Below are 26192 nucleotides of genomic sequence, written 5' to 3' on the forward strand. Positions count from 1 at the left end.
CATAGCGAGCGTGTCCCACCTGATCCCATGCCGAACTCAGCAGTGAAACCGCTTAGCGCCGATGGTAGTGTGGGGCTTCCCCATGCGAGAGTAGGTCATCGTCAGGCATTTCTTCTAAAACCCCCGCTTCGACTGAAGCGGGGGTTTTGTCGTTTGGGGGGCTCTACCCACATGCACGTCTAAGCAGTACAATTCGCGGCAAGAATCCATTCTTTTCAGTCAGATGCTTGATCAGCACCGACTGCCGCAAATCAGCGAAGTATATCGATGTCAGACACTCAAGTGGCTAAAGAAGCAGAATTACGCCGGACCTTCGCCATCATCTCGCACCCCGACGCCGGCAAGACCACCATTACCGAAAAAATGCTGCTGTTCGGCAACGCTATTCAGCTTGCCGGCTCGGTCAAAAGCAAGCGCGATGAACGTCATGCGACCTCCGATTGGATGAAGATGGAGCAGGAACGTGGCATCTCGGTGACGACCTCCGTGATGCAGTTCCCGTACAACGGTAGAATCGTCAATCTGCTCGATACACCTGGCCACGAAGACTTTTCCGAGGACACCTACCGCACGCTGACGGCCGTGGATTCGGCGCTGATGGTGATCGATGGCGCTAAAGGGGTCGAGGACCGCACCATCAAGTTGATGGATGTCTGTCGTTTGCGCACGACGCCTATTCTGACATTCATCAACAAGATGGATCGTGACATCCGTGATCCTGTCGAGGTAATGGATGAAGTCGAAACGGTACTGAACATTCAATGTGCCCCGATGACTTGGCCGGTGGGGATGGGACGCCATTTTCGTGGTGTCTATCATCTCTACAATGATGTCATTCACCTTTACAAGCAGGGCCAGGGCAACCGGATCCCGGAAGATCTACGCATCGAAGGGCTCGATAGCCCCGAGGTCGAGGAAACGTTGGGTAAGGATGCTGCGGAGGAATTACGGGCGGAAGTCGAACTGGTCCGTGGTGCGTCTCATACTTTCGATCTTGATGCATACCGCCGCGGCGACCTCACGCCGGTGTATTTTGGAACGGCGATGGGGAATTTCGGGGTGCGTGAAATGCTCGACGGCTTCGTCGAATATGCGCCCTCACCGTTAGCGCGCGATACCGATAAGCGCACCGTAGAAGCAAGCGACGAACGTTTCACCGGTTTCGTCTTCAAGATCCAGGCCAATATGGATCCCAAGCACCGTGACCGTGTTGCCTTCTTGCGGGTGTGTTCGGGCAAGTACGACAAGAACATGAAGATGCGCCACGTACGCATTGGCAAGGACGTCAAGATTGCCGATGCACTGACTTTCATGGCATCCGACCGCTCGCATGTCGAAGAAGCCTGGCCCGGCGACATTATCGGCCTGCACAACCATGGCACGATTCAGATCGGCGATACCTTCACGCTGAACGAGGATATGCGCTTCACGGGTATCCCGCATTTTGCACCCGAGCTATTCAAGCGTGTGCGATTGCGTGATCCACTCAAGATGAAGGCCCTGCAAAAAGGGTTGAAGCAGCTCTCGGAGGAGGGGGCGACGCAGGTGTTCATGCCGATGGACAACAACGACCTGATTGTCGGTGCCGTAGGGTCGCTGCAGTTCGATGTCGTCGCTCATCGCCTGAAGCAGGAATACAAAGTTGATTGTCTTTATGAGCCAGTCAATGTGCAAACGGCACGGTGGGTGTATTGCAACGACGCCAAGATGCTTGATGAGCTAAAGCGCAAAGCCAGTACCAATCTTGCCTGGGACGGTGGAGACTATCTCACCTACCTGGCACCGACGCGCGTCAATCTACAAATGACGCAAGAGCGTTGGCCAGATGTCCAATTCCGAGCCACGCGTGAACACTGAAGCCCTAAGCGCTATTTGAAACGTCGGCGAGAGGCATGCCATGTCTGCGACGCTGATTGATGCCCATTGTCATCTCGACTTCGATGCCTTCGATGAAGACCGTGACGCTGTACTGGCGCGTGCGACCAAGGCTGGAGTGGGGCATTACATCGTTCCGGGGACTACGCGTGAGCGTTGGCCCCATGTGGCCGATCTTGGGCGACGTTCGGAGATCAGCGTCTGCTATGGACTGCATCCCTACTTTCTTTCGGCCCACGCGTCGGGAGATATCTACGCTTTGGAGGCCCAGCTCGACGCTCATCCCGAGACCGTCGCCGTTGGCGAATGTGGCATCGATGCGCGTCTTGATGACCTCGAGCGCCAATGGCAACTCTTCGATGTGCAATTGCGCATCGCGAAGCGGCGCCACCTGCCGGTTGTGATTCACTGTGTCCAGGCCAACGACCAGGTAACAAAGCGCTTGCGTCAGCTCGCATTGCCCGCCGGTGGCCTGATACATGCGTTCTCGGGAAGCCCGGAGCAAGCTCGGGGCTTTCTGGAGTTGGGCTTCGTTCTGGGGCTCGGCGGGGGGGCGACCTATACACGTGCCAAACGCCTACGGCGTGCTATACGTTCGCTGCCCGAGGATGGCTACGTGCTCGAGACCGATAGCCCGGATATGCCGTTGTCCGGCGCGCAGGGGCAACGCAATGAGCCGTCTCAAGTTCGTGCTGTCTGTGAGACGGTCGCCGACCTCCGAGAACAGCCCTATGCCGCGATAGCGATGCAGAGCACCGCCACCGCACGTCGTTTATTCAGATTGGCGTCGCATCAAGCCTGAAGCGACATGCTTTCCGGGTCGACGCGTTCGATCGCATAGGGTAACGCCAAGCGCTTAAGTGGAACGCCATCGACGTTGAGCTCGCGGGGCTCGTCGCGCTGCGTGATGATAGCGAGCACCTCGGCTTTACCATCAGCGTTCAGGGCGGCACACACGACGTCGCCTTGAGACTTGCCGTTAGCGTCGTGTACGGGCGTTCCCTGCGCTGGTAACGTGTCGTTTTCCAACTGAGCACGCAGCAGGCGTTTCTTGACCTGGCCACGGAAATGCGCCCGCGCGACCACTTCTTGTCCGGTGTAGCAGCCCTTGCGGAAGCTGATACCGCCCAAGGCCTCCCAATTGATCATCTGGGGAAGGTAGCTGTCACGTTGCGCATCCCCCAGCCAGGCGAGACCGGCCTGGATATCCTGCAGACGCCATACGGCGTTGCCGACGGGCGTTGCAATGCCTTCGAGAGCCTTCCAGGCGGATAGGGCTGCGTCCTCCGGGGCGACGACCATGAACCTTGGAGTCGGGCCTGGATGGTGAAGGATGACCGTTGCCTCGTTTTGCGCCATGGCCCATGCGGCAGGGGCCGTGACATCGAGTTGCGCCTCGACCTGAGCAGCCGCGTCCTCGCCCACAACACCGAATATCCGGGTCGCTGGCTGCGTGATCTCGACCTTGTAAAAGGGCGCGTATTTCGCGAGATGCGCGTGCAGCGGGTCGGCCACGCCGATATCCAGCAGGAGCCAATAGCGTGTCTCGTCCACACGCATCAATTGGCCGTTGGCCAGCACACGTCCCTTCGGAGAGCAAAATGCCGTCAAAGGCGCGAACTCGCCATCGGCTAGTGTCACCTGGGCGCTGGTTTGGCCCTGGAGGAAACGTTCGGCATCGAGACCGGCAATTTCCATGATCGAGTACTGCGGCAACGGCGCAATTGCCGTAGACGACAAGGGCACGCGAGCCTGGGACAGGACTTCGCCGAAGTGCCACTCATTCTCCGCTGCGCGCACTAGCCCTTGCGTTTCAAGATGCCTGATCCAATCGTTCATGGAATAACTCCGTATCGCGAACGCGACGGTCGCTCGACCGTATTCAAATGTCACACTCGAATATCAGGGCAGGCAAGGGATTTTCCAACCATCGCGGCGCCGCCGTTGTGCCATGATAAACTCCCACCGGCAAATGAATGAACGGATGGAGAAGCCCCCATGGCGCATATAGCACTGACCTTCGAACAAGTCGACAGTGCCGAGGATGTCAATCGCATTACCACGGCTCTGATGGAGATGGACGGCGTCGAGGAGGCCGAAGTCGGTCGTCATGGTGCCGACGTAGAAGGGCGCGTGCGGCGCGAGGCATTGCTGCAAACCGTCCGGGCGCTGGGGTACAAGGCACATTGATTGCCACACGGGAGAGAAGCTATGACAATCACGGTTATTACGCAGCGCGATGGCTCGCTTCGCCAACAGGCGACGGTAAGGGAATTTTCGGCGTTGACTGTGGATGCCCCGCGAGAGGTGGGAGGGGATGAAAGCGCTCCTGATCCGCATGACTATTTCGATCTGTCGCTCGGCGCGTGCAAGGCCATGACGGCGCTGATGTACGCCCGGCGCAAGCATTTGCCCGTGGAGACGATCACTGCGACCGTCGAGCGCGACGCCAGCGAGGAGGCGCGAGGCCATTACCGGCTGACCGTGACGCTAGCGTTCGAGGGCATCAATGATCCCGAGACGCTGAACCGTCTGCTCGAGATTGCCGATCGCTGCCCGATACAACGCCTGATGACCGTCAGCGACGTGGATATCACTACGCGTCCGGCCTGACCGCGAGTGCGGTCGAGACTTGAACGGCCCTTACCTCGCCCTTATGTGAGACTCATGAGCAAACCCTTTCGCATTCAGTCGCAATTCCAGCCTGCGGGCGATCAGCCGACGGCTATCGAAGGCTTGATACATGGCTACAACGCCGGGCTTGCGCATCAAACGTTACTCGGTGTCACCGGGTCGGGGAAAACGTTCACCATGGCCAACGTGGTAGAGCGCCTACAGCGTCCGACCATCGTCATGGCCCCGAACAAGACGTTGGCTGCCCAGCTTTACGGTGAGTTCAAGAGCTTCTTTCCCGATAACGCGGTCGAGTATTTCGTGTCGTATTACGATTACTATCAGCCGGAAGCCTATGTACCGTCGTCGGACACCTTCATCGAGAAAGATGCCTCGGTCAACGATCATATCGAGCAGATGCGTCTCTCGGCGACCAAAGCGCTTCTGGAGCGTCGTGACTCGCTGATCGTAGTCTCCGTCTCGGCCATTTACGGCTTGGGGGATCCCGACCAGTATCTGAAGATGCGCCTGCACTTCAATCGTGGCGAGCTGATCGATCAACGCACCTTCTTGCGGCGCCTCGCCGAACTGCAATATACCCGCAACGACATGGATTTCCGTCGCGGTACTTATCGGGTTCGAGGCGATGTCATCGACGTCTTCCCGGCGGATTCGGAAGACGAAGCGGTGCGAGTGGAGCTGTTCGACGATGAGATCGAGACCATCAGCCTGTTCGATCCGCTGACCGGCGAAGTGCGTGGCAAGGTGCCGCGCATGACGATTTATCCCAAAAGCCACTATGTGACACCGCGCGAGACGATTCTCGGCGCCGTGGACGACATCAAGGCCGAGTTGGCCGAGCGGTTGGACTGGTTGCGCAAGAACGACAAGCTCGTCGAGGCGCAGCGTCTCGAGCAGCGCACGCTCTATGACATCGAAATGATGCTCGAACTGGGGTACTGCAATGGCATCGAGAATTACTCGCGCTATCTCTCGGGCCGCGCTCCCGGCGAGCCACCCCCGACGTTCTTCGATTACCTCCCGGATGACGCGCTGTTGTTCATCGATGAATCCCACGTCAGCGTTCCCCAGGTAGGCGGTATGTACAAGGGCGACCGTTCACGCAAGGAAACGTTGGTCGAATACGGGTTCCGGTTGCCCTCGGCGCTGGATAACCGCCCCATGAAGTTCGAGGAATGGGAGCGTATCTGTCCGCAGGCAACCTTCGTCTCCGCGACGCCGGGCAAGTATGAGGCCGAACATGCCGGCCAGGTCGTTGAACAGGTCGTGCGTCCTACCGGCTTGGTCGACCCCGAAATCGAAGTACGGCCGGCGGGTACACAGGTAGACGATCTGCTCTCCGAGATTCGGCTGCGCACTGAGGTGGGGGAGCGCGTTCTGGTCACCACGTTGACCAAGCGCATGGCCGAGGATCTCACCGAATATCTCGGCGAGCACGATATCCGCGTCCGCTACCTGCACTCCGATATCGATACCGTCGAGCGCATAGAGATCATTCGCGATCTGCGGCTGGGGAAATTCGATGTACTCGTAGGCATCAACTTGCTGCGTGAAGGGCTGGATATACCGGAAGTCTCGCTGGTGGCGATTCTTGATGCCGACAAGGAAGGCTTCCTGCGCGCCGAGCGCTCACTGGTCCAGACTATCGGGCGTGCGGCGCGTAACGCACATGGCAAGGCGATTCTCTACGGTGATCGGATAACGGATTCGATGCGTCGAGCGATGGACGAAACCGAGCGCCGTCGTAATAAGCAGATCGCGTTCAACGAAGAGCATGGCATCACGCCCAAGACGGTGACGAAGTCGGTGGCCGATATCATGGAAGGGGCTCAGACACCAGGCAAGAAGGTAGGGCACAAACGCCCCGACAAGCGTGTTGCCGAAGCTCCGGGTGATTACAGCGCCGAGCAGCTCAATCAGATGGATGCTGCGGGCCTGACCCGGGAAATTGGCAAGCTCGAGGACGCCATGCATGAAGCTGCGCAGAACCTGGAATTCGAAGAAGCCACGCGGCTACGTGATCAGTTGCAATCCTTGAAAGCACGGCTGCTTGAATTGGGTTAAATGACAAGCTTGTACTTTATACCGTTATCTTCCATTGAGGGATAATCTCAAACGAGAGATGCACTTTTAGATAGACTTTGGGCGATCACTTCAGGCGTGATCGCCCATTTTCGGTATAATCCGTTGTTTGTGTTTCTCGCGAGGTACTTCGCGGGGCGTTACCCATAATAAGGAGCCTCTTTCATGACCGTGATACGCCAGGATGATGTAATCCAGAGCGTGGCCGATGCCTTGCAGTTTATTTCTTACTACCATCCCAAAGACTTCATCGACGCCATGCACGAGGCGTATCAACGTGAGGAAAATCCCGCCGCTCACGATGCCATCGCTCAGATCCTGATCAACTCTCGAATGTGTGCCGAAGGCCATCGACCGATCTGTCAGGATACAGGCATCGTGACAGTATTCGTCGAGATCGGTATGGACGTCCGCTGGGAAGCCGACATGAGCCTCGATGACATGATCAACGAGGGTGTCCGCCAGGCGTACAAGCTGCCCGATAATGTGTTGCGTGCTTCGGTGCTGGCCGATCCTGACGGCAAGCGCCAGAATACCGGCGACAATACGCCAGCAGTCATCCATCACAAGCTGGTTCCCGGTGACAAGGTCGAAGTCCACGTCGCGGCAAAAGGGGGCGGCAGCGAGGCCAAGTCCAAGTTCGCGATGCTCAACCCTTCCGACAATGTCGCCGAGTGGGTCCTGGAGCAGTTGCCCAAGATGGGGGCAGGGTGGTGCCCGCCGGGCATGCTTGGTATCGGCATTGGCGGCACCGCCGAAAAAGCCATGGAGCTCGCCAAGGAAGCCTTGCTCGATCCCATCGACATTCAGGATCTCAAGGCCCGTGGTGCCGAGAACCGTGCCGAGGAACTGCGTCTCGAGCTCTTCGAGCAAGTCAATCGCACCGGTATCGGCGCGCAAGGGTTGGGTGGGCTGACCACCGTGCTCGATATCAAGGTCAAGGATTATCCCACCCATGCGGCCAACAAGCCGGTCGCTATCATTCCCAACTGCGCGGCCACGCGGCATGTTCACTTCACGCTGGATGGCAGCGGTACAGCGTCGCTGCCGGTCCCGAGGCTGGAAGACTGGCCGCAAATCACGCGTGAAGCGGGTGACGACGTCAAGCGAGTGAACCTGGATACAGTCACGGCGGAGGAGGCGGCTTCCTGGCAGCCGGGCGATACGCTGCTGCTCAATGGGAAGCTGCTGACCGGGCGTGATGCCGCGCACAAACGCATGGTCGATATGCTAGCCAAAGGCGAGTCCCTGCCGGTCGACCTGCGTGGGCGCTTCATCTATTACGTAGGGCCTGTCGATCCGGTTGGCGACGAAGTCGTCGGTCCTGCCGGCCCCACAACCGCTACGCGTATGGACAAGTTCACGCGGACCATGCTCGAGCAGACCGGTCTACAGGGGATGGTCGGCAAAGCCGAACGGGGACCCATGGCGATCGAGGCAATCCGTGATAACGGGGCCGTTTACCTGATGGCAGTGGGAGGTGCTGCGTACTTGGTGGCACAAGCGATCAAGAAATCCCGCGTGGTCGCTTTCGAGGATCTCGGGATGGAAGCGATTTATGAGTTCGATGTCGAAGACATGCCGGTGACCGTTGCCGTCGACAGTCAAGGCGAATCGGTCCACCAGATCGGTCCGGCGAAATGGAAAGAGATTATCGCCGCGAGTGCATGATCATGCGATGATCGTCGCCTCAGGCCCCGTCCACGCGGGGCCTGATTTTTAACCAGCGTGCGCTTCGAAGGTTTCAGGGAGGAACCGACATGACATCCGAACTGATCGGTATCCTGATCGTGACGATCCATGTGTTGGGCGCGTTGTCCGCCGTCATGGCATTGATGTCGAGTCGTACCTCGCAAGGGGCGGTTGCCTGGATCGTGACGCTTCTGACCTTTCCCTACCTGGCCGTTCCCATCTACTGGATCTTCGGACGTCCGCGTTTCTACGGATACACCTCCGCGCGAGGCGAACGCGATACCGTACTACGCCAAGTCCTATTGCGTTTCAGGCCTCGGCTCGAGCCCTTCTTTTCTCGCCCCTCGTTTGACACCACGCGCATTCAGGCCGTCGAGCGTCTGGCCATGATGCCCATGAGCACGGGCAATCGCGCCGAACTGCTCATCGATGGGGAAGAAACCTTCCAGAGCTTACTAGAGGGAATCGATGCCGCACGCGAATATATCCTCGTGCAGTTCTTCATTTTCCGCGCCGATGAAATAGGCACCTTGTTCAAGCAGCACTTGATGCGTCGGGCAGAGCAGGGGGTGCGGGTGTGCTTGCTTTACGACGAAATCGGAAGCCGCAGTTTACCCAATGACTACTTGCACGAGTTATCGGAAGCGGGCATCGAGGTCACGGCCTTCAACTCGTCACGCGGCTGGCGGCACCGTTTCCAGATCAATTTCCGCAATCATCGCAAGATCGTGGTCGTCGATGGGCGTGAGGGGTGGACGGGTGGCTTCAACGTGGCCGATGAATATTTAGGGCGGGTGGCGCGTTATGGCCCCTGGCGCGATACTCATCTCAAGCTCACCGGACCGAGCGTCATGGGGTTGCAGGAAGCTTTCTGGGAGGACTGGTACTGGGCCACTGAAGAGATCCTGTCCCTTAACTGGGAACCGTCGATCACCTGCGATGAGTGCCAGCATGTGGTGATCGTACCCTCCGGGCCGGCTGATAACTGCGAGACGGCAAGCCTGCTGATTCAGCATGTCATTCACGGCGCCCATGAACGACTTTGGGTGACCAGCCCGTACTTCGTTCCGGATCAAGGGGTGCAAGATGCCTTGAAGCTGGCCGCCTTGCGAGGTGTCGATGTGCGCGTGATGATTCCCGAGCGCCCCGATCACTTGCTGGTCTTCCTCTCGGCTTTTTCCTTCTTGCCCGAGATGATTCGCCACGGTGTGCGCATTTTTCGCTATCAGCCGGGGTTCTTGCACCAGAAAGTCGTCCTGGTCGATGACGAGACGGCGCTGGTCGGATCGGTCAATCTCGATAACCGCTCGTTTCGACTCAATTTCGAGATTACCGCGTATGTACCCGATGCGACGTTTGCCGGCCAGGTAGAGGGCATGCTACGTCGAGACTTTGCGGCATGCCGAGAGGTATCGCTGGACGAACTCAACAACCGTCCCATCTGGCGTAAGCTCGTCTCACGGGCGGCCTATCTGCTAGCGCCCATACAATGACATCCGTTGCGTGTCGAGACGCGAGGTCCACATGCTCGCGACTGTCGTACATTTACTGCGTGACCACCAGGAGTGCCGGTGAATCTTGAAACCAAGTGGCTCGAAGATTTCGTTGCCCTCGCCAATACACGCAGTTTTTCCGCGTCGGCGAGACAACGGCACGTCACCCAGCCTGCTTTCAGCCGACGCATCCGCTCCTTGGAACAAGCCGTGGGTGCCACCCTGGTCGACCGTTCCACGACGCCTATCGGGTTGACCCCGGAAGGGCAGTTGTTCCTGGTCACGGCACGTAGCATGGTCGAGCAGTTGAGCGAATGCCTTGCCCATTTGCGTGGCCTGTCGATGGCCAACGAAGCACTCGATATCGTCGCCGCGCATTCGCTGGCGTTGACGTTTTTCCCGCGTTGGATTTCACGCTTACAAAAGGGCGTGGGTGAACTTCCGACGCGGTTGGTAGCCATGAACGTCGGGGATGCCATTCATGTGTTGCGCGAAGGCAACTGCGACCTGATGCTGGCCTATTACGATCCCTATGCCAGCATGCAGCTAGATGGCGAGGCCTTCCCTTCATTTTCCATCGGTCAGGTGAAAATGCTGCCGGTTTGCGTGCCTAACGCCGATGGCACCCCACGCTTTGCACTGGACGACGAGGCGGGTATCCCATTTCTCGCCTATACCCAAGGCGCCTTTCTGGGACGTAGCGTACGCATGCTGCTCAAGAACGATCCGCTACGCATGCGCCTCAAGACCGTCTATGAGACTGCCATGGCGGAAGGCCTCAAGGGGATGGCCCTTCAGGGAGTCGGCATGGCGTGGATTCCCGATTTCTGCATCCGCGAAGAGCTCGCTGCAGGGCGCCTGGTCCGCGCGGGAGACCCGCAATGGGATATTCCCCTGGAGATTCGTCTGTACCGATGTTCGTTGGTGCACAAGCCCGGCGTCGAGAAGCTCTGGCGGCAGATGATGAAGTTACCGCGCGACTTCCTGCAGGCATGAATATGCGACAGCGACTCGCGTCATGGCGTGGCCATGCCGGCCGGCAAGCCTAGGAAGTTCTGAATGATGAAGAAATGATCCTCGAACAACGCTTCAGGGTCGAGGTCGGCCAGTGCGACCCAATGGGCTTGCTCACCACTGCGCGAAGGCTTGAGCTGGGGGAGTTGCTGTTCGGGCCGCAGGGCAAAATAGAAAGCCTGCGCCAAGGTGCGCCCGCGCCAGCTGCGATGGGGGTCATCGAACAAGCGCTGGCCACGCAGCGAACCTTTGAGCACGGCTTCGGGAATCTTGAGGCGCACCCGCTCACGCAGCTCGCGCAAGCAGGCATCCAGCAAACGCTCCTGGGGCTGGATGAAGCCTCCCGGCAAGGCGAGCAGTCCCTTACCGGGTGCCGCTCGACGCTCCACCAGCAGCACATGCCCGGATTGCACCACAACGGCATCGACGGTCACAAAAACCGGAGGATAGGGTGCCTGCGCCCAGGCCTTACGATACTCCTCGAGCAGATGCTGTTCTTCCCACAATTGCGCGCATTCGGGTGTTTCGAGAAAGCGCCGTAGCACATCGCGGACCGGCGCCGAAAGGCCGCTGCTTTCATCACGCGCCAAGTAATCGCCTGCCAATGCCGGTTGGCCGAACAACGCCTCGCGAATTCGGTTGGCCGAGACATCGCTGACGAGAGGGACGCTGACCGACTCCCACTGCGGAAACAGCGTGAGGTAGTAGCTCGACTGACCGCGACTGGCACCGATCAAACCGATTCGGGGTAACCGGCCTTGTTGGGGAACGACCACATCGCGCACCCGACGCTGCACATCGCGTACCCAGACATCGTTATTGTAGAGTGCATCCAGTAACGGCGTGATTTCGAGACGCGCGTTGTCATCAGCGTCGAAGCATTCGCGCAGCATGTCGCGGCGCTCTTCGAAGCGCCAGGGGTTGCGCAGTGAGCGAGCCTGCCAGGCGGATCCTACCATCACGATCACCTGCCGTGCCTGCCTCAACGCCTCGCGTATGACGCTGATATGCCCTCGATGCGGCGGTTGGAAACGCCCAATGAAGACCAGGCAATCGAAGGCATAGGGCGTATCGGAGGAGGGAGAGGACGTGATGGCGTTGGACATGAAGGCTCCGTCAGCAGGGCCGGGCCATTATGAGCAGCCACTCGAGGCTCTGCAATATAAGCAGTGGCCGGGGCATCTGCGCTATCCTGAGACCAAGCTTCGTTGAGCCCATCATTCATCATTTCCGACAAGGAGTGTCCGTGATCAATCTTTCGCCGCGCTATTGGTATCGCATCGTCGTCAACGCCGCGACCTTATGGCTGGAACACAATGCGTTCAGCTTCGCGGGTTCCCTGGCGTTTTACACCCTGTTTTCACTGGCGCCGACGATCATCATCGCGGTCACCGTGATTGGGCTGGTTCTTGGGGAAGACGCCGCGCAAGGCCAGATCGTGGCGCAGTTGCAGGACACCATGGGTCAGGACGCCGCCATGGCGATTCAGCAAGCGGTGGCGCAGTCGCGCATCGAAAGCTCCGGCATCTTGCCGACTTTACTTGGCTTTGGCGCGCTGGTGGTCGGGGCCACGACCGTCTTCGCGCAGATGCAATTTTCCCTCAATACGCTGTGGGGCGTGACAGCGCGTCCCGATCGCAACGGGCTTTGGCTTTTCATCAAGAAGCGTCTGCTGTCGCTGACCGTGGTGCTGGCGGTGGGCTTCATCCTCATGGTGTCGTTGGTGCTGAGCGTGATGCTGCGTGCCTTTTTCAGGTATGCAAGCGACTGGCTGCCGGGTGTCAACGCGCTCTTGGGTAGTGCCGAATTCCTCGTCTCGCTGGCGGTGATTGCACTGTTTTTCGCCGCTATTTTCAAGGTGTTGCCGGATGTCGTGGTGAGTTGGAGAGATGTTATGGTCGGCGCGATCGTGACGGCGGTGCTGTTTGCGATCGGGCGCTACGCCATCGCCGCGTATCTAGCCTATACCGCCACGGCGTCGACATACGGCGCGGCGGGATCGGTCGTTCTGGTATTGCTGTGGGTTTACTACAGCTCACTGATTCTGCTGTATGGCGCCGCCTTCACCCGCACTCATCTCGAAGCGCGTGGCAAGCGTATCGTACCTCGCAACTCTGCAGTCTCGGTCAAGCGCGAATTCGTGGATTCGCCTGAACACTCCGCTACCCAAGCGACGTCCGCAAGCAAAGGAGAGGGCCATGCATGAATATTGTCTCAAGGCCTGGGTCACCGGCCGCGTGCAAGGCGTCGGATTTCGTGCCGCGTCACGCGAGCAAGCGTTAAAGGAAGAGCTCACGGGGCATGCCAGGAACCTCGGCGATGGTCGCGTCGAAGTGCTGCTATGCGGCGAGCGGTCGGCTGTCGACCGTGTCGTGCGCTGGCTGTGGCAAGGGCCACCGGCGTCGCGCGTTACTCATGTCGAGTGTGAAAAGGTCGACGCCACGCCCCCGAATACCTTCGAGCCTAGTTAAAACTGCCCCCGCACTGCTCCGGTATGGGCCGAGAAGGCGGGGGCAATTGCCCTCAGCGGGTCAGTGTCTCGACGATCCAATTCACGACGGCTTCCCCCTCGGCGCTCATGCACACATCGACGAGCGGCGTACGTGCCCAACGCGGATCAATGAAGGCGCGCTCTTGTGGCGCAAACAGCGTCTGGCCTTCGGCGTCGCCCTCTGTGACGACATTCAAGTGTCCGCGTACGGTCGTGAAGAGTTCTGGACGCATCAACCATGCCAAGGCACAGCTGTCGTGTGGGCAACAGCCATCGATATCCAGCGCCGTGCGGTAGAATGCGCGATAAAACGCATAGCTGCCGGCCAAGACTTCGCCCAGCTTGCCTTGGGCCGCGGCTATCTTGTCCATCTGTGCAGGGCCCAGCACGCAGCGATGCGTCGCATCGAGCCCCACCAGGGTCAGTGGCCAGCCCGCCGTCAATACGCGTGCGGCGGCATGCGGGTCATTGAAGATATTGGCCTCGGCGACGGGCGTGACGTTGCCGCCCTCGCGAATCGACCCACCCATGACGACGACCTGTTTGACACGATCGACGATGCCCGGGTCAAGCTGCAGGGCGGCGGCGAGATTGCCCAGCGGGCCAACAGCGACCAGCGTGACCTCGCCGGGGCGGGCATTGACCTGCTCGACGATGAACTGGGGTGCACTGATCGTTTCGGCGCGATGGCTCGGAGCCGGCAAGGGATGATTGCCCAGCCCGTTGTCGCCGTGGATATGCGCCGGCGCCGGATGTTTGAGCTTGACCAGGGGCGCCGCGGCGCCTTGTGCGACGGGGATGCGTTGGTCGGCGAGCTCCGCGAGCAGCAGCGCATTGGTGGTGGCGGTCTCGATATCGACATTGCCGTAGGTCGTGGTCATGCCGAGCAATTCGATCTCGGGATGCGCGAGGGCGATGGCAATGGCTTGGGCGTCGTCTACGCCAGGATCGGTATCGAAAATAAGAGGTGTGGTCATGAAAATCCTGTGTCAAATAACGGACAAGTAATCAGCAAACGGTGTCGAAGGTGATCAGTGGCGCAAGACATCGCGTGCTGGCCAGTCACGAGAAGTCGCCGCAACTTCGCTGGCGAGCGGGATGCTGGGCGCTGCGCCGCTGCGTTGTACGCACAAGGCCGCGGCGGCGCTCGCTTCGTGCAGGCAGGTTTCGATGGGGGCCTCCCGTTGGCGTGCGGCCATGAAGTAACCGATGAAGGTATCGCCGGCTGCGGTCGTGTCCACGGCTTCAACAGGGAACGCCGGAAGCTCGAGGCGCTGGGCACCATGCTGATAACGTACGCCGTCGCGTCCTAGCGTTAACACCAGCTCGACCTCGGGCAGCCGTTGATAGAGGGCATCCATGAGTTCGGCGACCCCAGCGTGTTCGTCGAGCCCCGCCAGGGCCGCGGCCTCGCCACGATTGAGGAATAGTATCTGGCACAATTCGAGCGGCAACGCGTGCACATTGGCGCCTAGAGGCGCGGGGTTGAAAGCGATCTGCATGCCATGGCGTGCGGCAAGCGTCATGACGCTCTCGAGCGCATTGCACTCGTTTTGCAACAAGAGCCAATCGTCCGCGGTTACCGAGGTCATCAGGGCGTCGAGATGACGTTCCTTGAAGCCATGGTTAGCCCCAGGGCTGAGAATAATGGCGTTTTCGGCGTGGTCGTCGACCTGAATGACGGCATGCCCGCTAGCGTCGGCAGTAAGTTCGATCAGGGATGTATTGACGCCCGCCTGGGTGAGGATTTCCAACACCCAGCGGTCGTTCTGAGACACACGCCCCCAATGCGTGACGTCACCGCCTGCACGCGCCATGGCCAGTGACTGATTGGCGCCTTTACCGCCCAGTACCTGCGTAAAACTCTGGCTGGACAATGTTTCGCCGGGACGCACCAGATGACTGACGCGGTAGACATAATCGATATTGATGGAACCGTAGTTGTAAAGCATGCAAGCTCCCGGCTTTAAAGCTTATGTATTAAGCGCGCGAGGCGAGCCATTGATGCAGGTTGTCGCGCGTCAGGCTGACGACGTTGGTGCGAGCTTCCGGCGAGATCCAAGCGCTGTGCGGGGTAACGATGAGGTTGAGTGGCTCATCCATGGCCTCGATGAGCGCATGCCCCTGACGTGGCGGCTCTTGAGGTAGGCTATCGACGCCGAGCCCGCCAATCGATCCGCCCCGCAGCGCTTCCAACGCTGCCTCTTCGTCTATGATACCGCCCCGTGCGCAATTGACCAGCAAGGCGCCGGGCTTGAAACGGGTTAGCATCTCGGCGTCGACGAGATGCCGTGTCTGCTCGGTCAGCGGGCAGTGTAGGCTCAATACATCGAGCTCGCTCGCCAGTGACGCTAGGGAAGGGCGCGAATCCTGGGCTTCGTTGCCGGGGCGCGCGGCAAAAGTGACGCGCATGCCGAAGGCCTCGGCCAAGCGCGACACGGCGCGACCGAGCTCGCCATGACCAACGATAACGAGATGCTTGTCGGCCAGTTGCAGAGTGCGATGATCGAGCAAGCAGAACAATGCACTTTCATTCCAGCGACCGGCGGCCACATCGCGCATGTAAAGCGGCAGGCGATTGGCGAGGGCAAGCATCAACATCAGGGTATGTTGAGCCACGCTCGCCGTGCCGTAGGCGGAAACGTTACGTACCTCAATGCCGCGATCTCGAGCGGCTTGCATGTCGATATTGTTGGTGCCCGTCGCTAACACGCAGATCAATTTAAGGTCGGGCAGGGACGCGAGCAAATCGCCGTCCAGTACCACCTTATTGGTGATGGCGATATCGGCGTTGTCGAGACGCGGCTGGCGCTCATCGATGGCGGTATGCGCATGGACTTCGAGGGTATCGACCGCCGCGTGCAACGGCGAGAGATCAATATCGTCGCCGAGGCTGGCGGCATCGAGAATCACGGCTTTCATGCGACATCCTTTTCTTTTAACGAAGTGAAGTGAGTCTGGCATCGTGGCGGCAAGCTGCATGATATCGAGCCCCGATACGCTTGCCCGCTGGGTGGCGCAACGCGCTATAATGAGCGGCTTTCGGAAAAGGCTTGGAAAGTGCGATCTCCGGCCCTATATCCCTGCCACCGCGCGAGCGTCGCGCGGGCGCTTCTTGATGACATGAATGGTGAGAACCATGCCCATCTACGAGTATGAGTGCAAGGCCTGCGGCCATCGCCTGGAAAAGCTGCAGAAAGTCAGCGCGGCAGCGCTGACCGATTGTCCACGCTGCGAGCGCGCGGAATTATCACGCTTGATCTCCGCGGCGGGCTTTCGCCTGGCCGGCGGCGGATGGTATGAAACCGACTTCAAATCGGGGCAAAAACGCAATCTCGCGGGAGAGGCTTCCGCGCCCTCCACGTCTACCGAGACCGGCAACAAGACGCCCGCCTGACGTGTTCGGCGCCGTTCGGGCGGCGCCGAATCGCCCCATGAAATACGCAACGAAACAGGATAAGACATGCGCAGTCACTATTGCGGTCAATTGAACGAAACCCAGGTGGATCAGGAAGTCGCGCTCTGCGGCTGGATACATCGTCGGCGCGATCACGGGGGAGTGATTTTCCTCGATTTGCGCGACCGCGATGGTATCGCCCAGGTCGTGGTCGATCCCGATACTCCCGAGGCATTCGCCAATGCCGATCGTGCCCGCAACGAGTTTGTACTGCGCATTCGCGGACGCATTCGCCTGCGCCCTGAAGGCACCCAGAACCCCAACATGCCCACCGGTATGATCGAGGTGCTGGCATCAAACGTCGAAGTGCTCAATACAGCGGCCACACCACCGTTCCAGCTCGACGAGCATGGCAAGGTCGGCGAGGAGACGCGTCTCAAGCACCGTTACATCGACCTGCGTCGCCCGGAGATGATCGACAAGCTGCGGCTGCGTTCGCGGATCACGCATAGCGTCCGCGCGTATCTCGAAGCCCAAGGCTTTCTGGATATCGAGACACCGATTCTGACGCGCGCCACGCCGGAAGGCGCTCGCGATTACCTGGTGCCGAGCCGTACGCATCCGGGTGAGTTCTTTGCCTTGCCGCAGTCACCGCAGCTGTTCAAGCAGTTATTGATGGTGTCGGGCTTCGACCGTTACTACCAGATCGCAAAGTGCTTCCGTGACGAAGACTTGCGTGCCGATCGCCAGCCCGAGTTCACCCAGATCGACCTCGAGGCCTCGTTCGTCGAAGAAAGCGACATCATGTCCTTGACCGAAGACATGATCCGTCAGCTGTTCCGGGACGTGCTCGATGTCAGCCTGCCGGCATTCCCCAAGATGCCGTACAGCGAAGCGATGAATCGCTATGGTTCGGACAAGCCCGACCTGCGTATCCCGCTCGAGCTGGTCGATGTCAACGATCTGATGCGTGATGTCGACTTCAAGGTGTTCTCCGGTCCGGCCAAGGCTGATGACGGGCGCGTGGCAGCGCTCAAGGTCACCGGTGGCGCCAAGTTGTCGCGCAAGGAAATCGATGCCTACACCGATTTCGTCAACATCTACGGTGCCAAGGGGCTGGCCTGGATCAAGGTCAACGAGCGCGCCAAGGGCATCGAAGGGCTGCAGTCGCCCATCGTCAAGTTCATGGACGGCGTGGTCGACGAGCTGCTTACGCGTGTCGACGCTCAAGATGGCGACATTATCTTCTTCGGTGCCGACAAGGCACGCATCGTCAATGAAGCCCTGGGCGCGTTGCGCGTCAAACTTGGCGAAGATCTCGATCTTTATACCCAAGCGTGGGCGCCGCTGTGGGTCGTGGACTTCCCCATGTTCGAAGCCGACGATGCCGGCCGCCTGGCGGCCTTGCACCATCCGTTTACCGCACCGTCGTGCTCGCCGGAAGCTCTCAAGGCAGAGCCGGCCAAAGCGTTGTCACGCGCCTACGATATGGTGCTCAACGGCACTGAGCTGGGTGGCGGCTCGATCCGTATCCACGATCAGGCCATGCAGCGTACGGTCTTCGACGTGCTGGGTATCGGTGAGGAAGAAGCCGAGGAAAAGTTTGGCTTCCTGCTCGACGCTCTCCGGTTCGGCGCCCCCCCCCATGGCGGGCTGGCCTTCGGCCTCGACCGTCTGGTCATGCTGATGAGCGGCGCCAAGACCATTCGCGAAGTCATCGCGTTTCCCAAGACGCAGAGTGCCGCCTGCCTGATGACCGACGCGCCGGGCGAGGTCAGCGCCGAGCAGCTCAAGGAGCTCAACATTCGCTTGCGCCAGAAGGCACAGCAAGGCGGTAACGGCGAGCTCTGACGAGCGCCTCTCGTTTCCCCGGCGTCGCCTCGGCGCCGGGTGTCCTGCAAACGCGAACGCCTGTTTTTTAAGGAGTGACGTCGATATGGCAGGCCATAGTAAATGGGCGAACATCAAGCACCGCAAAGCCGCCCAGGACGCCAAACGCGGCAAGATTTTCAGCAAGCTCATTCGTGAGTTGACCGTTGCCTCCCGCCAGGGTGGTGGCGAAGTAGCGGATAACCCGCGCCTGCGCGCCGCTATCGACAAGGCGCTGGCCAACAACATGACCAAGGACACCATCCAGCGTGCCATCGAGCGTGGCGCCGGCAATGCCGACGGCGACGAGATGGAGGAAACCGTCTACGAGGGTTATGGCCCCGAAGGCGTCGCCGTGATGGTCGAGTGCATGACCGACAACCGCAATCGTACGGTCTCCGAGGTACGCCACGCCTTCAACAAGAACGGCGGTAATCTGGGCACGTCCGGGTCCGTCGCCTTCATGTTCCATAAGCAAGGGCGGTTGACGCTGCCGGAAGGCACCTCCGAGGAGGCCGCCATGGAGGCTACACTGGCCGCCGAACCCGAGGACATCGTCACTCAGGACGACGGAACGCTCGAGATCGTGACGTCCGTGGAAGGCTTCGGTGCGGTCAAGGATGCACTCATCGAGGCGGGCATCGAGCCCTCCGCGAGCGATGTCGGGTCCTATCCCGATAACTACTCCCCCATCGACGACGTCGATACGGCGCGCAAGGTCCTCAAGTTATTCGACATGCTCGAAGACCTCGACGACGTGCAGAATGTCTATTCCAACGCCGACTTCTCCGATGCCGTCATGGCGGAACTCGAGTGAGTGGCATGACGCGAGTGAGTAGTGCCACGGAGATGATGCGGCGATGATCCTGCTGGGAATCGATCCCGGGTCGCGTATCACCGGTTACGGCGTCGTCGATGTCGCCTCGGCGACGCCGCGTTACATAGCCAGCGGCTGCATCCGCATCAAGAGCGATCAGTTGGCCCAAAAGCTCGCCCAGGTGTATGCCGGCATCGGCGAGTTGATCGGCGTGCATCGTCCGCATGAAGTCGCCATCGAGCAGGTCTTCATGTCCAAGAATGCCGACTCCGCACTCAAGCTGGGACAGGCACGCGGCACGGCCATCGTCTGCGCTGCCAATCACGGCCTCGAGGTCTTCGAGTACGCGCCCACCCAGATCAAACAAGCCGTCACCGGTACCGGCGCGGCGACCAAGGATCAAGTACAACATATGGTGACGGCGATTCTGGGGCTCGACGGCACGCCACAAGCCGATGCCGCCGACGCACTGGCCATCGCTTTGACGCATGCCTATGCGCGCCAGGGCCGCTCGTTGTCAGCGACGCGCGGGCGGCGGCGAAGCGGTTCCCGTCAGCGTTGGCGCGACTTCCGCCCCGAGTGAGGCGCCGCATGTCGGGTGCTGGTCAGTTGCGAGGCGGATCAGTATAGTGTCAACCCAGTCAATCGAAGGACTCGATGTGCATGATTGGACGCTTGCGTGGCACCCTGCTGGAAAAGCAACCGCCGTGGATCGTCGTCGATGTCGGCGGCGTCGGCTATGAGTTGGAGACCTCCATGACCACCTTGCTGGCATTGCCGGCGGTGGGCGAAGAGGTGCAACTTCACACACATATGGCAGTGCGCGAGGACGCGCATCTACTGTATGGCTTCGCACGCGGCGAGGAACGCCAATTGTTTCGCGCCTTGATCAAGGTCAACGGGGTAGGGCCCAAGCTCGCCTTGGCGATTCTCTCCGGCATGGATCAGGAAGCCTTCATCCGCTGCGTCATGGAAGACGACAGCAAGGCGCTGACGCGCCTCCCCGGCGTCGGCAAGAAAACCGCCGACCGCTTGGTCGTGGAAATGCGTGACCGCTTCCCCCATTGGCAGCTCGAGCAGGAAAACGGACTGCATGCTCTTGAGCTGGGTGCTTCACCCGCAGCGCCTGCGGCCGATCCTTTCGCCGATGCGGAATCGGCCCTCGTCGCCTTGGGCTACAAACCTACCGAAGCCTCGCGCATGCTGTCCGGGCTGGATGATAGCCTCTCCACGGAAGGCCTGATCAAAGCCGCCCTGACACGCAAGATGGCAGGTTAAGGACCGCGAATGATCGATACCGACCGTCTAATCGCGGCACAACCTCAGGGAAGCGAGGTACATGTGGATCATGCCATCCGTCCGCAGCGGCTGACCGAATACATCGGTCAGCCTCGCGTGCGCGAGCAGATGGATATCTTCATCAGCGCGGCCCGTCAGCGCAGCGATAGCCTCGATCATACCCTGATCTTCGGACCGCCTGGCCTTGGCAAGACGACGTTGGCCAATATCATCGCCGCCGAGATGGAGGTCGATATCAAATCGACCTCCGGCCCTGTGCTCGAGCGCGCCGGTGACCTCGCCGCCATGCTCACCAACCTGCAAGCCGGTGACGTGCTATTCATCGACGAGATACATCGCCTTCCCGCCTCGGTGGAAGAGGTGCTGTATCCGGCGATGGAGGACTATCAGCTCGACATCATGATCGGCGAGGGGCCCGCCGCGCGTTCCATCAAACTCGATCTGCCTGCCTTCACCCTAGTGGGCGCTACTACGCGTGCGGGGCTGCTCACATCGCCGCTGCGCGATCGTTTCGGTATCGTGCAACGGCTGGAATTCTATGCGGTCGACGAGTTGACCGAGATCGTGGTGCGTTCGGCGCATTTGTTGGGGGTCGAGGCCGACCGTGACGGTGCGGCCGAAATTGCCCGCCGCGCGCGTGGCACGCCACGCATCGCCAATCGTCTGCTGCGGCGCGTGCGCGACTTCGCCGAAGTGCGTGGCGATGGTCGCCTGAACGAAGCAATAGCCGATCAAGCCCTCAACATGCTGCATGTCGACCGCCATGGCCTCGACCATATGGACCGACGCCTGTTGATGGCGATGATCGAGAAGTTCGATGGCGGCCCGGTCGGCGTCGACAGCCTGGCGGCCGCGATCAGCGAGGAACGCGACACGATCGAGGATGTCCTAGAACCGTACCTGATCCAGCAGGGGTTCATGATGCGCACCGCGCGTGGACGTGTGGTCACACGTCTGGCTTACGAACACTTCGGCCTGACACCGTCCGATGCCGTTGTCGCGGCGCCGTCGCTTGATGACAAGCGACAGGAGGGCGATGCATGAGCGATTTCACGCATACGGTCAAGGTCTACATCGAAGACACCGATGCCGGCGGTATCGTCTATTACGTCAATTATCTCAAATACATGGAGCGGGCACGCAGCGAGTGGCTAAACCATCACGGCCTGGCCCAGCGCGACTTGCTCGCACAGGGTATCCAACTGGTCGTACATCACCTGGAATGCCGTTATGCCAAGCCCGCCCACCTCGACGACGAGCTGCACATCACGGCGGACGTCGTCGAATCCACTGCCTGCCGCGCGACCTTCGCCCAGACAGTGACACGTCGCGGGGAACGACTGTGCGAGGCCCGGGTGGACATCGTCTGCCTCGAGGCTTCTCGGCTTAAACCCGTGCGTTGGCCGGATGCACTGCAGCCACTAATGCACGGATAAACCAAGCGAAACGAACTCTCAAGCGACACGAGGACTGCCGTGAACGACTCCATGTCCATTCCGCACCTGATCATGAACGCCAGCCTGATCGTTCAACTGGTCATGCTCCTGCTCCTGGCTGCCTCAATAGCCTCATGGATCATCATTTTCCAACGCAGCATCGCGCTGCGCCGCGCCGAAAAGTCGTATCGAGATTTCGAGGACCGCTTTTGGTCCGGCGTCGATCTCAATGAACTCTATCGTGACCTGCCCGCCGAACAGGAATCGCTGGGTGCGGAGCACGTTTTTCGTTCCGGTTTTCGTGAGTTCAATCGTCTGATGCCCAAGACCCAAAGCACCGATGCGGTGCTCGAAGGCGTTCAGCGGGGCCAGCGCGTCGCGCTTTCGCGTGAAGAAGACCGCCTGCAGTTGCATCTCACTTTCCTCGCCACGGTCGCTTCGGCAAGCCCTTATATCGGCTTGTTCGGTACCGTGTGGGGCATCATGGGGTCGTTCCAAAGCTTGTCGATGGCACAGCAGGCGACGCTGTCCACTGTCGCGCCCTGGATCGCTGAGGCGTTGGTCGCCACGGCCATGGGGTTGTTTGCAGCTATTCCTGCGGTGATCTTCTATAACCGACTATCCGCCCATGCGGGACGCTTGCTCGGCAAATACGAAAACTTCGCCGAGGAATTCCACGCCATCCTGCACCGTAATCTGCAGGGGCGCAGCGAACGCGAGGCATCCTGAGGGAGGAAGCATGTACGGATCCTATCATCATCGCCAGCGGCGCAAGCCGATGGGTGAGATCAATGTCGTGCCGTTCATCGATGTGATGCTGGTGCTGTTGGTGATCTTCATGATCACCGCCCCCATGCTCAGTCAGGGCGTCGATGTCGAACTGCCACAAGTGTCGTCCGATCCCATCGATACCGAGGAGCAAGAGCCACTGATCGTATCGGTGGATCGTGAAGGGCAGTACTACATTTCCCTGGGGGACGAAGAGACCCCCGTCGCCCTTGATGAGCTCGGGGAAAAGGTCAAGGCCATGCTGAGCCGCAACGCGGATACGCCGGTCATGGTGCGTGGCGATCGCAATGTCGCCTACGGTCAGATCGTGACATTGATGAGTACGCTGCAAGGTTCGGGAGTGGGTAACGTCGGACTTATCTCCGAACCCCCTTCCGGCGGTGAAGAGTGAGGCATCGACATGGCGAAACGTGAACGCCGTGTAGGCTATGGCTGGCCAGTGCTGCTGGCCATTGGCGTGCATATCGCGGCGCTGATGCTCACCATCATCAAATGGCCTGAAAGCGAGCCCGACCCAACCTCTTCATCGGTGGTTCAGGCGACGCTCGTCCGCGCTGAAACGGCGACGGACCAACCCCAGCAGACCGAAGATTCCGCTCCGCCCGCTTCTCAGCCGGAAGAAGAGGGCGCGCAGGAACCCGAAGAATCGGCACCTGCGGAATCGTCCGAAGAACCAGCGCCCGATAGCGACGCCGAGGTAACGGATAGCGCGGTGGAAGAAGCCAAAGCCGAAGCGCAACGCTTGCAGGAAGAAGCACAACGCGCAGCGGAGCAACGCGCCAAAGCGGAGAAAAGACGCCAGGCAGAAGCCGAGGCCGAGAAAAAGCGTCAGGCCGAGGCTGAGGCCGAACGAAAGCGTCAGGCAGAAGCCGAGGCCAAGAAGAAGCGCCAAGCAGAAGCCGCAGCCGAGAAAAAGCGTCAGGCAGAAGCCGAAGCCGAAGCCGAGCGGAAGCGTCAAGCAGAGGCCGAGGCAGAAAGAAAGCGCCAAGCAGAAGCTGAGGCCGAGAAGAAGCGTCAGGCAGAGGCCGAACGGAAACGTCAGCAAGAGCTCGCCGAACGGGCGGCTCAGGCCAATAATTCATCACTGGACAGCATGATCAGTGATGAAGAACAATCCATTGCTAACGCCAAGCAGGCCAACGAAGCCGCCAATGGCTTCAAGAACCTGGTTCGCCGATACGTCGAACAAAGCTGGAATGTACCTTCCAATGCGTCTTCGGAGTTACGCGCTATCGTGCGAATCCAATTACTGCCCACTGGCGAGCTGGTAAGCGCCACGATCACACAAAGCAGTGGCAATTCCGCCTTCGATCATTCCGTGATCAGTGCCGTCGAAAAGGCGGCGCCATTCCGTGAGATGCGCGAACTCGACGCTTCGGTAAAAGGTCGGTTCCGTGAATTCAATCTGGACTTCAACCCAGAGGACATCCGCTGATGAAACGACTCAATCTTTGGACAGCCGCGCTGCTGCTGATGTTGTGCGCCGGGATGGCGCATGCCGAGCTGACCATCGAAATCACCAAGGGCAGCGATCAGGCCATTCCCATTGCCATCGTGCCAATGGAAGGCGGGAATGAACTACCGCAAGAGGTCTCGCGTATTGTCAGCAACGACCTGGAACGCAGCGGTCGTTTCGAGCCATTGTCGCAAAATTCGCTGATCTCTCGGCCCAGTAGCAGCGATGATGTTTATTATCAGGATTGGCAGCAGTTGGATAGCGACTACCTGGTAGTGGGCAAGGTCGAGAACCAGGGGGGACAATACCGCATTCAGTATGAGCTTCTGGACGTCAATGGCGAAGACCGTATGCTCGGCGAGGTCGTCACCTCCAGCCGCGATCAGCTCCGCGACAGCGCGCACTATATCAGTGATCAGATCTTTGAAGAGATCACTGGCATTCGTGGTGCCTTCTCGACGAGCATCGCTTATGTCACGGCCAATGGCGTCGATGACAACATCAAATATACTTTGAACATCGCCGATTCCGACGGGCACAACAATCAGGAAATTCTCTCCTCGGATGAGCCCATCATGTCGCCGGCGTGGTCGCCCGACGGTCGCAAGCTGGCCTATGTCTCGTTCGAGACAGGACGACCCTCCATCTATGTCCAGAATCTTTCGACTGGACAGCGTGTCCGGCTGACCTCTTTCGAAGGAATCAACGGCGCACCGGCGTGGTCACCAGATGGACGCAAGCTAGCGATGTCGCTTTCCAAGGATGGCCAGCCGGAGATCTACGTCATGGATCTCGGCTCGCGTGACCTCACGCGCCTCACGCATAGTGATGCGATCGACACCGAACCCGAGTGGGCACCGAACGGTCGCAGCCTGATTTTTACCTCCGACCGTAGTGGCAACCCACAGATCTATCGTTACAACTTGGGCGATGAGCAGGCCCAACGGATTACCTTTACCGGCAGCTATAATTCACGTGGCCGTTTCAACCCGGAGGGTGATGCGATATTTATGGTGACCCGCGACGACGATGGTTTCCACATTGCTCGCCAGGATCTGGATACCGATCGCATGACGATCCTCACCGATTCCAACTGGGATGAATCTCCCAGTGTCGCGCCGAATGGCACCATGGTAATCTTCGCCACGCAAGAAGGGACCCGCGGTGTATTGGGGGCTGTATCGGACGATGGCAGTGCTACCTTCCGGCTGCCATCGCCGCAAGGGGACGTGCGCGAACCCGCATGGTCACCCTTTTTAGACTAAACCGCGATAGCGTCATTAGACTTCCAAGCAAGGAGAAAACAATGCAATTCAAACCGTATGCCCAAGGCCTCGCCGTCGCCATTTCACTCGCCGTTCTCGCAGGCTGTTCCAGCACTGGCGGCACCCAAGACGGCAGCATGGACGGCATGTCCGGAACAGGCGCCGGTGGCTCAGGCTCCGCCTCCAGCCAAGGCATGGAAAGTGGCCAAGGCACCACGGGCAGCGAGATGGGCGACCGCAATGCCATCCCCGAAGAGCGCACCATCTACTTTGCGTTCGACCGCGACACCATTCGTCCGGAATTCGAGTCTGTCCTCGCAGCGCATGCTCGATACCTCAAGAACCATCCCAACACCGATGTCGTTCTGGAAGGGCATGCCGATGAGCGCGGCACCCGCGAGTACAACCTGGGGTTGGGCGAGCGTCGTGCGCAAGCCGTCGAGCAATATCTGAGCGTGGAAGGTGTCTCATCCTCACAGGTCGAAATCGTCAGCTACGGTGAAGAGCGTCCTGCGGTACGCGGTCACGATGAAGAGTCGTACGCCCAGAATCGCCGCGTCGTCTTTTCCTACTAAACGTCGCC

Annotated in this window: 27 protein-coding genes and 1 rRNA gene; 23 read left to right on the forward strand and 5 right to left on the reverse strand. The window is 59.6% G+C overall.

Features of this window, described 5'->3' with window-relative positions:
* From rrf to OP494_RS02715, 3 genes are all read left to right on the forward strand, one after another.
* Positions 1–107 (forward strand): 5S ribosomal RNA (rrf, locus tag OP494_RS02705); the annotation flags it as partial.
* A 160-nt stretch (positions 108–267) separates the two neighbouring features.
* Positions 268–1857 (forward strand): peptide chain release factor 3, encoded by a 1590-nt coding sequence (gene prfC, locus OP494_RS02710; protein WP_280539189.1) that lies wholly within the window; start codon positions 268–270, stop codon positions 1855–1857.
* Positions 1858–1897: 40 nt separating this feature from the next.
* On the forward strand, positions 1898–2677 hold the full coding sequence (locus OP494_RS02715) for a TatD family hydrolase (RefSeq protein WP_280539190.1): 780 nt from the start codon (positions 1898–1900) through the stop codon (positions 2675–2677).
* Here OP494_RS02715 and OP494_RS02720 read toward each other — a convergent pair.
* Positions 2668–3714 (reverse strand): folate-binding protein, encoded by a 1047-nt coding sequence (locus OP494_RS02720; protein WP_280539191.1) that lies wholly within the window; start codon positions 3712–3714, stop codon positions 2668–2670. The two genes, OP494_RS02715 and OP494_RS02720, sit on opposite strands and share 10 nt — an antisense overlap.
* 159 nt (positions 3715–3873) lie before the next feature.
* Between OP494_RS02720 and OP494_RS02725 the strand changes: the two genes are divergently transcribed.
* The 6 genes from OP494_RS02725 to OP494_RS02750 all read left to right on the forward strand — a co-directional run bounded on the left by OP494_RS02725 (position 3874) and on the right by OP494_RS02750 (position 10772).
* Positions 3874–4065: a hypothetical protein gene (locus OP494_RS02725; protein WP_280539192.1), complete on the forward strand. Its 192-nt coding sequence runs from the start codon at positions 3874–3876 to the stop codon at positions 4063–4065.
* Between the two features lie 21 nt (positions 4066–4086).
* The gene (locus tag OP494_RS02730; protein ID WP_280539193.1) at positions 4087–4488 is read left to right on the forward strand and encodes an OsmC family protein; all 402 of its coding nucleotides are present in this window, start codon (positions 4087–4089) and stop codon (positions 4486–4488) included.
* Positions 4489–4542: 54 nt separating this feature from the next.
* On the forward strand, positions 4543–6573 hold the full coding sequence (gene uvrB / locus OP494_RS02735; RefSeq protein WP_280539194.1) for an excinuclease ABC subunit UvrB: 2031 nt from the start codon (positions 4543–4545) through the stop codon (positions 6571–6573).
* A gap of 183 nt (positions 6574–6756) precedes the next feature.
* Entirely contained in the window at positions 6757–8262 is a 1506-nt protein-coding gene (locus tag OP494_RS02740) for a fumarate hydratase (protein ID WP_280539195.1), read from the forward strand.
* Between the two features lie 89 nt (positions 8263–8351).
* Entirely contained in the window at positions 8352–9776 is a 1425-nt protein-coding gene (cls, locus tag OP494_RS02745) for a cardiolipin synthase (RefSeq protein ID WP_280539196.1), read from the forward strand.
* A gap of 78 nt (positions 9777–9854) precedes the next feature.
* Positions 9855–10772 carry a LysR substrate-binding domain-containing protein gene (locus tag OP494_RS02750; RefSeq protein ID WP_040241071.1) on the forward strand — a complete coding sequence of 306 codons (918 nt, stop codon included), beginning with the start codon at positions 9855–9857 and terminating at the stop codon, positions 10770–10772.
* Between the two features lie 20 nt (positions 10773–10792).
* On the opposite strand, the gene OP494_RS02755 is transcribed toward OP494_RS02750, so the two are convergent.
* Positions 10793–11896 carry a bifunctional nicotinamide-nucleotide adenylyltransferase/Nudix hydroxylase gene (locus tag OP494_RS02755; protein WP_280539198.1) on the reverse strand — a complete coding sequence of 368 codons (1104 nt, stop codon included), beginning with the start codon at positions 11894–11896 and terminating at the stop codon, positions 10793–10795.
* Positions 11897–12030: 134 nt separating this feature from the next.
* Between OP494_RS02755 and OP494_RS02760 the strand changes: the two genes are divergently transcribed.
* Both OP494_RS02760 and OP494_RS02765 read left to right on the forward strand, forming a co-directional pair.
* Positions 12031–12996, forward strand: a complete 966-nt coding sequence (locus tag OP494_RS02760) for a YihY/virulence factor BrkB family protein (RefSeq protein WP_280539199.1) — start codon at positions 12031–12033, stop codon at positions 12994–12996.
* Complete coding sequence (locus OP494_RS02765) at positions 12989–13261, forward strand: acylphosphatase (RefSeq protein WP_280539200.1); 273 nt, start codon at positions 12989–12991, stop codon at positions 13259–13261. The genes OP494_RS02760 and OP494_RS02765 overlap by 8 nt, the downstream gene beginning before the upstream one ends.
* Before the next feature lie 52 nt (positions 13262–13313).
* Here OP494_RS02765 and OP494_RS02770 read toward each other — a convergent pair whose 3' ends face one another.
* Genes OP494_RS02770 through OP494_RS02780 form a run of 3 tightly spaced genes read right to left on the reverse strand, consistent with a single transcriptional unit; the run spans position 13314 to position 16203 of the window.
* On the reverse strand, positions 13314–14258 hold the full coding sequence (locus tag OP494_RS02770) for a nucleoside hydrolase (RefSeq protein WP_280539201.1): 945 nt from the start codon (positions 14256–14258) through the stop codon (positions 13314–13316).
* A 54-nt stretch (positions 14259–14312) separates the two neighbouring features.
* Entirely contained in the window at positions 14313–15233 is a 921-nt protein-coding gene (locus OP494_RS02775; protein WP_280539202.1) for a ribokinase, read from the reverse strand.
* 28 nt (positions 15234–15261) lie between these two features.
* Positions 15262–16203, reverse strand: a complete 942-nt coding sequence (locus OP494_RS02780) for a D-2-hydroxyacid dehydrogenase (protein ID WP_280539203.1) — start codon at positions 16201–16203, stop codon at positions 15262–15264.
* A 217-nt stretch (positions 16204–16420) separates the two neighbouring features.
* Here OP494_RS02780 and OP494_RS02785 point away from each other — a divergent pair, with 217 nt between their 5' ends.
* The 12 genes from OP494_RS02785 (at position 16421) to pal (ending at position 26184) form a co-directional block, all read left to right on the forward strand.
* On the forward strand, positions 16421–16678 hold the full coding sequence (locus OP494_RS02785) for a zinc ribbon domain-containing protein (RefSeq protein ID WP_040241082.1): 258 nt from the start codon (positions 16421–16423) through the stop codon (positions 16676–16678).
* A gap of 66 nt (positions 16679–16744) precedes the next feature.
* Positions 16745–18529, forward strand: a complete 1785-nt coding sequence (gene aspS / locus OP494_RS02790; protein WP_280539204.1) for an aspartate--tRNA ligase — start codon at positions 16745–16747, stop codon at positions 18527–18529.
* Between the two features lie 85 nt (positions 18530–18614).
* Positions 18615–19364 carry a YebC/PmpR family DNA-binding transcriptional regulator gene (locus tag OP494_RS02795; protein WP_280539205.1) on the forward strand — a complete coding sequence of 250 codons (750 nt, stop codon included), beginning with the start codon at positions 18615–18617 and terminating at the stop codon, positions 19362–19364.
* A gap of 43 nt (positions 19365–19407) precedes the next feature.
* Positions 19408–19947, forward strand: coding sequence for a crossover junction endodeoxyribonuclease RuvC (gene ruvC, locus OP494_RS02800; protein WP_280539206.1), 540 nt, complete (start codon positions 19408–19410; stop codon positions 19945–19947).
* 80 nt (positions 19948–20027) lie between these two features.
* On the forward strand, positions 20028–20642 hold the full coding sequence (ruvA, locus tag OP494_RS02805; RefSeq protein ID WP_040241095.1) for a Holliday junction branch migration protein RuvA: 615 nt from the start codon (positions 20028–20030) through the stop codon (positions 20640–20642).
* Between the two features lie 9 nt (positions 20643–20651).
* Positions 20652–21707: a Holliday junction branch migration DNA helicase RuvB gene (ruvB, locus tag OP494_RS02810; protein WP_280539207.1), complete on the forward strand. Its 1056-nt coding sequence runs from the start codon at positions 20652–20654 to the stop codon at positions 21705–21707.
* Complete coding sequence (gene ybgC, locus OP494_RS02815; protein WP_280539208.1) at positions 21704–22099, forward strand: tol-pal system-associated acyl-CoA thioesterase; 396 nt, start codon at positions 21704–21706, stop codon at positions 22097–22099. Before ruvB ends, ybgC begins: the two co-directional genes overlap by 4 nt.
* A gap of 39 nt (positions 22100–22138) precedes the next feature.
* Positions 22139–22828 (forward strand): protein TolQ, encoded by a 690-nt coding sequence (gene tolQ, locus OP494_RS02820; protein ID WP_075369321.1) that lies wholly within the window; start codon positions 22139–22141, stop codon positions 22826–22828.
* Between the two features lie 10 nt (positions 22829–22838).
* Entirely contained in the window at positions 22839–23279 is a 441-nt protein-coding gene (gene tolR, locus OP494_RS02825; protein ID WP_075369320.1) for a protein TolR, read from the forward strand.
* Positions 23280–23288: 9 nt separating this feature from the next.
* Positions 23289–24323 (forward strand): cell envelope integrity protein TolA, encoded by a 1035-nt coding sequence (gene tolA, locus OP494_RS02830; RefSeq protein ID WP_280539209.1) that lies wholly within the window; start codon positions 23289–23291, stop codon positions 24321–24323.
* Complete coding sequence (gene tolB, locus OP494_RS02835) at positions 24323–25609, forward strand: Tol-Pal system beta propeller repeat protein TolB (RefSeq protein WP_280539210.1); 1287 nt, start codon at positions 24323–24325, stop codon at positions 25607–25609. Before tolA ends, tolB begins: the two co-directional genes overlap by 1 nt.
* Before the next feature lie 41 nt (positions 25610–25650).
* The gene (gene pal, locus OP494_RS02840) at positions 25651–26184 is read left to right on the forward strand and encodes a peptidoglycan-associated lipoprotein Pal (RefSeq protein ID WP_280539211.1); all 534 of its coding nucleotides are present in this window, start codon (positions 25651–25653) and stop codon (positions 26182–26184) included.
* Positions 26185–26192 lie beyond the last annotated feature (8 nt).

The sequence above is a fragment of the Chromohalobacter sp. 11-W genome (assembly GCF_029889905.1).
Taxonomy (GTDB): Bacteria; Pseudomonadota; Gammaproteobacteria; order Pseudomonadales; family Halomonadaceae; genus Chromohalobacter.